Source organism: Curtobacterium sp. B18 (genome assembly GCF_000333375.1).
GTDB lineage: Bacteria > Actinomycetota > Actinomycetes > Actinomycetales > Microbacteriaceae > Curtobacterium.
Genome location: NZ_BACZ01000605.1, coordinates 1 through 1,614, shown reverse-complemented (window position 1 = coordinate 1,614; position 1,614 = coordinate 1). Strand labels below are relative to the sequence as shown.

The 1,614-nt window shown below is 72.4% G+C and carries 1 protein-coding gene; it reads right to left on the bottom strand.

Annotated features, from left to right (window positions below):
- A partial coding sequence (locus tag I5E_RS16380; protein WP_022907938.1) for an ArnT family glycosyltransferase occupies window positions 1-1,614 on the bottom strand: 1,614 nt, incomplete at both ends.

Sequence of the window (1,614 nt, the reverse complement as noted above, 5' to 3'; positions counted from 1 at the left end):
GGACGTGGAGCCGCTGCTCTCGTAACCGGAGGTCGACCCGCCGGGTCCACCCGCGCCTCCCGGCATGCCACCGGTGCCACCGCCGCCCATCCCACCGGAGCTGCTGCCGGCCGGGCCGACGCTCGGGATCGAGCCGGAGTGCGCGACGGTCGTCGTGGCGAGGGCGTAGGCGGTGGTGCCGCTGAGCCCGAACAGGGTGCCAGCGAGGACGCCGACCGTGACGAGCTTGCGGAGCGACGGGACGCTGCCGATGACCACGAGCGCTGCCGACAGCAGACCGCCGGCCAGCATCACCCAGCGGAGCCAGGGCAGCCACGTCGGGTTCTCGTTCAGCAGGCACCATCCCCAGAAGGCCGTGATGCCGATCATCGCGGCGAGGCCGAGCCGGCCGACGAACCGTTCGCGAGCGTGCCAGAGCAGGGCGCCGCCGGTGCCGACCAGTCCGGCGATCGCCGGGGCCAGTGCGACCGTGTAGTACGGGTGGATCGTGCCGGACATGTACGAGAACACGAGTCCGGTGACGAGGAGCCAGCCGCCCCACAGGACCAGTCCGGCGCGGGCCGGGTCGGCGAGGTGACGGCGTCCGACGACGACCAGGCCGACGATCAGCGCGATGAGTGCCGCGGGCAGGAGCCACGAGATCTCGAGGCCCATCTCGGAGGAGAACAGCCGGTTCAGGCCCGTCGAGCCGCCGAAGGAGCTCCCGGCGGTGCCACCCGTCATGCCGCTGCCTCCGCCGCCGTTGCCCGAGCCGCCGAAGATCCGGCCGAGGCCGTTGTAGCCGAACACCAGGTCGAGGACGGTGTTGTTCGTCGAGCCGCCGATGTACGGGCGGGACTCGGCCGGCCAGAGCCAGACGGCGACGACCCACCAGCCGGCGGAGACCACGAGGGAGCCCGCGGCGATCAGCAGTCCGACGACGCGCCGGCCCCAGGAGGTGCGGGCGGCGAACAGGTAGACGAGGCCGAACGCCGGCAGGACGAGCAGCCCCTGCAGCATCTTCGTGAGGAACGCGAACCCGAGGGCGACGCCGGCGAGGGCGATCCACTTCCAGCTGCCCTTCGGGAGCGCTCGCACCGTGCAGTACGCCCCGGCGGTCATCAGGAACACGAGCAGGGCGTCCGGGTTGTCGAACCGGAACATCAGGGCGGCGGCCGGGGTGGCCGCGACGACGAAGCCGGCGAGCAGGGCGCCGACGTTCGCGGTGGTGGTGCCGACGCGTGCGAGGGTGCGGCGGACCGTGCCCCACACCAGGGCGACGGAGCCGACCGCCATGAGCGCCTGGGGGAGCAGCAGGCTGAAGCTCGAGAAGCCGAGCAGTCGCGCGGACAGCACCATCACCCAGAGCGACGCCGGGGGCTTGTCCACGGTGATGAAGTTCGACGAGTCGAGGGAGCCGAAGAAGAACGCCTCCCACGACTTCGTGCCGGCCTGCACGGCGGCGGCGTAGAAGCTGTTCGCGTACCCGGAGACGCTGAGGTCCCAGAGGTACACGACCGCGGTCAGGGCCAGGAGCGCCCAGAACGCCGGCCGGAGCCAGCGGGCGTCCTCGCGTTCGCCGAGGAAGAGTCGGGCGAGGGGCTTGCGGCGCCGATCCCGCGCGTCGGTGCGCGC